The sequence below is a fragment of the Streptomyces altiplanensis genome (assembly GCF_053591575.1).
In genome coordinates this window covers 1-1696 of the sequence record NZ_JBSFUB010000221.1, presented here as the reverse complement: position 1 = coordinate 1696, position 1696 = coordinate 1, and the positions used below count along the sequence as shown (strand labels likewise).

1 protein-coding gene is annotated in these 1696 nt (G+C 72.7%); it reads left to right on the top strand.

The features are described from left to right. Positions 1–1696: type I polyketide synthase (locus ACWD0Y_RS36595; RefSeq protein ID WP_450264566.1), on the top strand; the 1696-nt coding region annotated here is incomplete at both ends.

Genomic DNA, 1696 nt, shown 5'->3' with positions numbered 1-1696 from the left:
CCCGGTGTGGGACGGCGACGGCAGTGTCCTGATCACGGGTGGTACGGGTGGTCTGGGCGCGGTGATGGCCCGCCACCTGGTGGCGGAGCACGGTGCGCGCCGTCTGCTGCTGGTGAGCCGCCGGGGTGCGGGCGCCGACGGCGCCGAAGCCCTGGTGGGCGAGTTGACGGAGCTGGGCGCGGAGGTCTCGGTCGAGGCGTGCGACGTCGCCAATCGGGACGCGCTGGCCGACCTGCTGGCACGTCACACCGTCTCCGCCGTGATCCACACCGCCGGTGTGCTGGACGATGGTGTGCTGGGCTCGCTGACGCCGGAGCGGCTGGACGCGGTCCTGCGGCCCAAGGCCGACGCGGCGTGGAACCTGCACGAACTGACACAGGACCACGCCCTCACCGCGTTCGTGGTCTTCTCCTCCGTCGCCGGCGTCATCGGCAGCGCGGGTCAGGGCAACTACGCGGCAGGAAACGCCTTCCTGGACGCGCTGATGGAGCGCCGCAGGGCCGAGGGGCTGCCGGGCCTGTCCCTGGCCTGGGGCCCGTGGGACCGCACCGGCGGCATGACGGGCACCCTGGCCGAGACCGAGGCGGACCGGCACGCCCGCTCCGGCGTGCGGGCGCTGACGCCCGAGCAGGGCGTGGCGCTCTTCGACGTGGCGCAGTCCACCTCGGAGCCCGTCGTCGTACCCGTGCGGCTGGACCTCCCGACATTGCGCGCACAGGGCGAAGTCCCGCCGCTGCTGCGCTCGTTGATCCGCACCCGTACCCGCCGTGCCTCCGTCGCCGGATCGAGCACGGCCAGTGGCCTCGTGCAGAAGCTGAACCGGCTGGAGACGGAAGAGCGTCTCGACCTGCTGCTCGACCTCGTGCGCGGCCAGACCGCCCTCGTCCTGGGCCACGCGGGCGGCGAGGACATCGATCCCGGGCGTGCCTTCCGTGAGCTGGGCTTCGACTCGCTCACCGCGGTCGAGCTCCGCAACCGGCTCAACGCCGTGACTGGGCTGCGGCTGCCCGCCACGCTGGTCTTCGACTACCCGACCGTGCGGAGCCTGGTCGGATACATCCTCGAAGAACTGCTCGGCGCCGAGGTGGCCGTGGCGCTGCCCGCGGCCGGACGCGGCGCCGCGGAGGCGGACGACCCGATCGTGGTCGTGGGGATGAGCTGCCGCTATCCGGGCGGCGTGACCTCGCCCGAGGACCTGTGGCGACTGGTCACCGAGGGCGCGGACGTCATATCCGGCTTCCCGACCAACCGCGGCTGGGACATCGAGTCGCTCTACCACCCGGACCCGGACCACGCCGGTACGGCGTACACGCGCTCGGGCGGATTCCTGCACGAAGCGGGCGAGTTCGATCCCGCGTTCTTCGGGATGAGCCCGCGCGAGGCGCTGGCGACCGACTCGCAGCAGCGGCTGCTGCTCGAAGCGTCGTGGGAGGCGATCGAGCGGGCCGGGATCGACCCGGTGTCGCTCAAGGGCAGTGCGACCGGTGTGTTCGCCGGTGTGATGTACAGCGACTACGGCGCGGTGCTGGCCGCCCCCGAGTTCGAGGGCTTCCGCGGCAGCGGCAGCTCGGCGAGTCTGGCGTCGGGCCGGGTGTCGTACGCCCTGGGCCTGGAGGGTCCGGCGGTGACGGTGGACACGGCGTGTTCGTCGTCGCTGGTGGCGATGCACTGGGCGATGCAGGCCCTGCGCAGCGGG